Raw genomic sequence first — 5,606 nt, forward strand, 5'->3', positions numbered from 1 at the left:
TGCTCATCGCGGTGCAAGGAGGTTCTCTTTCCGAAGGAGTGGATTTCAGCAAAGGGGAGATAAAAAATGCGATTGTCGTGGGAATAGCGCTCGAGGAGATGAACCTGGAGATAAAATCCTTAATAGATTATTACCAGCAGAAATTCGGGAAAGGCTGGGAATACGCGTACATCTACCCGGGAATGACCCGCGCCCTCCAGTCCGCAGGGCGCGCGATACGGAAGGACGAGGACAAGGCAGCGATAATTTTCCTCGACGAGCGCTTCGCGTGGGGCAATTACCGCAAGATTCTCCCATCCGAGGAGGATTTCGCAATCGCTCCAGCAGAGAAGCTGCAGAACCGCCTGGAAAAGTTCTGGAATCCCAAATAAAACAGCGCGGCATCCGCCAATTCAGGAACGAATAAAAATTTACTAGCCCATATCCGTCCATGCTTCTGACCCAAAAGCATTCCCCGCGCAAGATTGACGATTTGGCAGGAAACGACGAAGCCAAGCGCACCATAAAGCAGTGGATTCTCAACTGGATGCGGGGAGTGAGGCAGAGACCGCTTTTAATAGACGGCCCGACCGGGATAGGGAAAACCTCCATCGCGTACGCGCTCAGGAACGAATACGATTTGGAGCTTATAGAGATGAGCGCGAGCGACATGCGGGACGCCAATTCAATAGGGCGTGTTCTCGCATCCGCAGGAACCGCCTCCTCGCTTTCGGGAAAGACCAAGCTCCTTCTCATAGACGATGTTGACGCTTTGCAGAGCAAGGACCGGGGAGGCGCTTCAGCAATCGCATCCCTCCTGAAAAGTGCCCAGGTCCCCGTAATGCTCACTGCTGCGGACGTGTGGGACCGGAAGCTTTCGGGGATAAAGGCAGAATGCCAGCTCCTGGAGCTCAGGCGAATCTCCAAATCCTCTGTGAAAAAAGCCCTCAAATCCATAGTCGAGGCAGAGAAGCTCGAAGTTCCTGAGTCATTTCTCGATTCCATAGCCGAGAACTGCAACGGCGATTTGCGCTCTGCGATAAACGATTTGCAGGCCGGGATGAACAACCCGCGCGACAGGGAAAAGGACATATTCGAGCGCATGAAAACGATATTCAAGTCCACCACTTACGCGCAGGCCCGCGAAGCCGGCTGGGGCGACGTGGAGCACGACTTCCTCAAGCTCTGGGTGGATGAAAACATACCTTTGGAGTATGAGCACAGGGACGAGATTGCGCTCGCGTACAATAATCTCTCTCGCGCAGATGTTCTTGACGGAAGGATAATGAACAGGCAGTACTGGGGGTTCCTGCGCTACTCCGGGGATTTGACTACGGCAGGAGTGGCGCTCTCAAAAAGAGAGAAATACTTCAAGTTCGTGCGCTACCAGTTCCCGAATTATTTAAGGCAGATGAGCTCGTTCTCTGCGAGGCGCGCCATGCTCAAGAGCATAGGCCACAAGATAGGAGTGCACACCCACACCGGCTGGAAGGATTCGCTCAATTACCTGCACATAATGCAGCACATCCTGGACCGGAACCCCGAATCCATGCGCTTTTATAACCTGGAGGAAAGCCAGGTCGCGTTCATACTCGGCGTTTCAGTTTCCGAGCTCGACGAGAAGTTCCGCGCCCCGAAGGAGGAGAAAACCCCTGGGAAAAAAGAAATCCCTGAAAAGCAGAAGAAGGCGGACGAGGACAAGAAATCTGAAGTGAAAAAGGCAGAGAAGGAAAAAGAAGGGAAAAAGGAATTTAGAAAGGCCGTGAAGGAGGGGCCCAAAACCGAGAAAAAGGACGCGAAAAAGGGCACCCTGAGCGATTTTCTCTGAGCCCTCCGAGATAGGTATATAAATCTGACGTCGGTATCGACGATAGGCTTATAAACCTTATTCAAATTATAGTCAGCGTCTTCGAGGAAATCCCCGAAGGCACAAATTTTGAGAGGTGCATGAAATGGGATCTAAAGTGGGTTCAGAGAAAATCTCTAGAGACGACGGCTATCTCTATTTTGTCGGCAAGGACGGCTACGTTTGGGCAGTCCCCATGAAGCACAACAAGAGCGGGAGAAAAAAGAAGGTGGGAAGCGAGAAAATCTCCAAGGAAGACGGCTTCATGTACTATGTCGGCAAGGACGGCTACGTGTACAAGGCGAAACTCAAAAACTACAGAAGGTAGTTCCAGGGTTTAATTTTTTCTTTATTTCCTATTTTTTCATTCTATACACCTTTTTAAAATCTTTACTGAGCTATACTATCCAGAATCATCACGCTAATCGATTTGTTTCGCAACCATGCGAGATTGAATCCTCTGAGGGTGAAAAATATGGAAGATTTCTTCGCTTCGAAGAAAATTTCATATTTCAATAGAAGCTGAAAAAAGGTGAAAATATGAAAGCAGTGATTTCCGATCCAAAAACCGGCAAGTCCTACCAGTCGGAACTTGACAAGGGCAGGGAAACGGCGCTGGCCGGCAAGAAGATAGGGGAAAAGGTGGACGGCGGCTCCATAGGCCTGGCCGGTTACTCGCTCGAAGTGCGCGGGGGTAGCGACACCAGCGGCTTCCCGATGAGGAAGGACATATCCGGAACCAGGAAGATTGCGGCCATACTCTCGGGCGGCACGGGCTACAGGCCCCACATGAAGGGCGTGAGGAAGAAGAAAACCGTGCGCGGGAACACGATTTCAGCGGATACGGTGCAGGTGAACCTCAAGATTCTGGAATACGGGAGCGCGAAGCTCGAGGAGCTTTTCCCGCCGAAGGAGAAGAAGGAGGAAAAGAAATAGGTGCATTTTTTGCAGGCTGAACTCAACATAGGGATGCTCGGGCATGTGGACCACGGAAAAACCACCTTGACCAAGGCGCTCACCAACAAATGGACCGCCTTGCACAGCGAGGAGCTCAAGAGGGGAATCTCAATTCGTTTGGGCTACGCCGATTTCTCCATCTACTATTGCAAGGACTGCAGCGAATATTCAGTTTCGGAAAAATGCCCCAAGTGCGGCAAGAAAGCCGAGTTCAAAAGGCGGATTTCGATAGTGGATTCGCCTGGCCACGAGACTTTGATGACCACCGCTATTTCCGCCTCGAGCATAATAGACGGATGCATATTCCTCATCGCCGCCAATGAACCATGCCCCCAGCCCCAGACCGCTGAGCATCTGATGATTCTCAACGCTACCGGAACAAAGAACGTCATTGTAGTACAGACAAAAGTTGACCTGGTTTCCAAAGCCCGCGCATTGGAGCACAGGGCCGAAATCGAGAATGCGCTCAAAGGCTCGGTCGCAGAGGGCGCGCCGATAATACCTATAATAGCCACCCACAGCGTGAATGTGGACGCACTTCTCGAAGCGATTCAGGAAAAGATTCCGACTCCCAAGCGCGATACGACCGCCCCTCCAAGATTGTACGTTTCCCGCTCGTTCGACGTGAACAAGCCAGGAACCGACATCCCGAAAATAAAAGGCGGGGTTTTCGGAGGCTCGCTCACCCAGGGCGTGCTCAAGCTCGGGGATGAGGTTGAGCTCAGGCCGGGAATACAGAAAAAGGACAAATCCCCTTACGAGCCGATAAAATTCAAAATCACCGCTTTGCGCTCTGAAACAGACGCTTTGGAGCAGGCGGCTCCCGGAGGATTGATTGCGCTCGGGAGCCCGCTCGACCCTTCGATAACGAAATCAGACACGCTTGTGGGCTCGGTCGTAGGGCTTCCCGGAAAGCTCCCTGAAGTTTCCGATACCATAAACGTGAAGTATTCCCTATTGGACAGGAAAGACATAGACAATGTGCCGCTCAAGCAGAACGAGCCCATAGTGGTGAACGTGCAGACCGCAACAGCCATCGGAGTAATAGCAAACCTTGCGAAAGGAATTGCAACCATCAAATTGAAAAGGCCCCTCTGCGTTGACAAGGGGAGCAAGGTCGCGCTTTCCAGGAAAATAGGGCAGAGATGGAGATTGAGCGGATGGGGCTCAATCAACTGATTTCCAGATAAATTTTATTTCCCCTGATTACTCTATTTTGTAAGCTTCGGCCCATTCGCTTCCTCCGCCCGGATTTATCCTGCTTAGCCCGCATTCCGTGACCAGTGCTTCCTCCCCCTCTGAATGCGCCCTTCCCATATAAAAAAAGTAGAGCAAAACGTCGTATCCGTCTCCCTTAAGTTTATCTACTGCGGTCCTGCACATCTGCAGGTCGGCTTTCCCGAGCCCGTTTACGACATCAAGGGCATTCTGGAAGACCGGGCCCCTGTCCAACTGCGAAGGCATCAGGTTTCCCGCAAAGGATATGTTTTCCTGATTCAGCAGCGCTATGGGCGTGAATACGAAATCCCCCTGAATCATCACTAAGCTTCCTTTGCTTTCACTGGACACTATGCATATCATGTGCGTTCCGTGCTTTGCCACCTCGTGCACGAATTCTGTCCGTTCGCGGTACGCTTCATCGCTGCCGGGCAGAACCGTAGCATAGCCGCAGAAGCTCATCCCAACAATCAGGAAAAGCAGACCTGCCGCAATTCTGTTATTCCCTAATTTTTCAGGATACTCCATAATCAAATAGGCAACAGCAACGAGCACGAAAATGTCATACACCAAATCCGAGCCGAACGGCATTCTGGTGAACAGCGTATTTTCCATATCTTGCGTGACTATGAAACTCGCGGTGTTCAGAAGGGGCAAGGCCAATAGAACGATGGCCGCCAGGTTGTCGTATTTTCTTTTCGACTCGCCTAGCGTGAAAAATGCAAGCAACATTATGAAAAGAACGGGAATGAAAGTAGATATCCCCAGGCTGAAAATCGAGCTTCCAACCTGGTTGGGACCTTCAAAATGGCCCAGCAGGAGCTTGTGCTGGAACACCAGCACAGAAATGAATATCGCGAGCGCCATTGCAGCCTGTTTTTTCAGCCCGTTTCCGGAAACAACTTCCTTCCAGGAAAGAACTGCGGCTCCGAGCACCGCCACTATGGGCTGGCTCATGGCAGAACCGAACATCAGGAGAAAATATGCCGGAATGCCAGCCTGTTTCCGCTTTTCCAGGAGAATAAGTGCAACAAAGAACATTATCGCGAGCATCGAGCGCGCCCGGTTTGTGAACGGGAAAAACGACCCTGCGTACGAATTTGCGATTATTAGCACTACTGCAAGAACCCTCATTTTTATGCTGCTTTTTCCATGTGCGTTGAGAATCATCCAGGCAAGGGCCGAAGAAATCATCAAATTGAGAATGAACGCGCTCGCCACCGGATCGCGCAAAAGAACGTCGAGCGCCGCGCCGAGCGCCGCATAGAGCGGAGGCATGTTCCCGAAGAACATGTACTCTCCGCCGCCCAATTGCGGTACAATTCCAAACAGGCCATGCTCCCCGAACGCCCCTATCGAGTAAACCGTTTCCGGAACGTCCGAAAAGCCCAGGTATGCGTCGCGCCAGTCGTGCACCTGGGTCGCCGAGAAAGCGAGTGCCAGGAAGGAGAAAAAAGCAAAGCACATGCCCGCCTTTTCAAAAATCCCCTCTGCGTCCTCCATCTCTCAGTCGCACCTCTTTTTGTAAAGAGCCACCGTCTTCCGTTCGTAAACCTTTTCGTATCCGCTGAAGTCAGGATGCTCGGTCCCAGTCACCACGACGTAG

General features: G+C 51.6%; 6 protein-coding genes. 5 read left to right on the forward strand and 1 reads right to left on the reverse strand.

Annotation, left to right across the window (positions count from 1 at the left end; translation table 11 throughout):
* The 5 genes from WC488_04325 to WC488_04345 form a co-directional block, all read left to right on the forward strand.
* The coding region (locus tag WC488_04325) for a helicase C-terminal domain-containing protein (GenBank protein MFA5077626.1) at positions 1 to 371 on the forward strand (371 nt) is incomplete at its 5' end.
* A gap of 59 nt (positions 372 to 430) precedes the next feature.
* Positions 431 to 1,807: a replication factor C large subunit gene (locus WC488_04330; GenBank protein MFA5077627.1), complete on the forward strand. Its 1,377-nt coding sequence runs from the start codon at positions 431 to 433 to the stop codon at positions 1,805 to 1,807.
* A gap of 124 nt (positions 1,808 to 1,931) precedes the next feature.
* A complete protein-coding gene (locus WC488_04335; GenBank protein MFA5077628.1) occupies positions 1,932 to 2,153 on the forward strand; it encodes a hypothetical protein in 222 nt (73 codons plus the stop codon).
* 212 nt (positions 2,154 to 2,365) lie between these two features.
* Complete coding sequence (locus WC488_04340; GenBank protein MFA5077629.1) at positions 2,366 to 2,761, forward strand: 30S ribosomal protein S6e; 396 nt, start codon at positions 2,366 to 2,368, stop codon at positions 2,759 to 2,761.
* Positions 2,762 to 2,770: 9 nt separating this feature from the next.
* On the forward strand, positions 2,771 to 3,961 hold the full coding sequence (locus WC488_04345) for a translation initiation factor IF-2 subunit gamma (protein ID MFA5077630.1): 1,191 nt from the start codon (positions 2,771 to 2,773) through the stop codon (positions 3,959 to 3,961).
* Between the two features lie 27 nt (positions 3,962 to 3,988).
* Here the strand turns inward: WC488_04345 and WC488_04350 are convergent, their stop codons facing one another.
* Positions 3,989 to 5,503, reverse strand: a complete 1,515-nt coding sequence (locus tag WC488_04350; protein ID MFA5077631.1) for a hypothetical protein — start codon at positions 5,501 to 5,503, stop codon at positions 3,989 to 3,991.
* Positions 5,504 to 5,606 lie beyond the last annotated feature (103 nt).

The organism is Candidatus Micrarchaeia archaeon (assembly GCA_041650355.1).
Lineage (GTDB): Archaea > Micrarchaeota > Micrarchaeia > Anstonellales > Bilamarchaeaceae > JAHJBR01.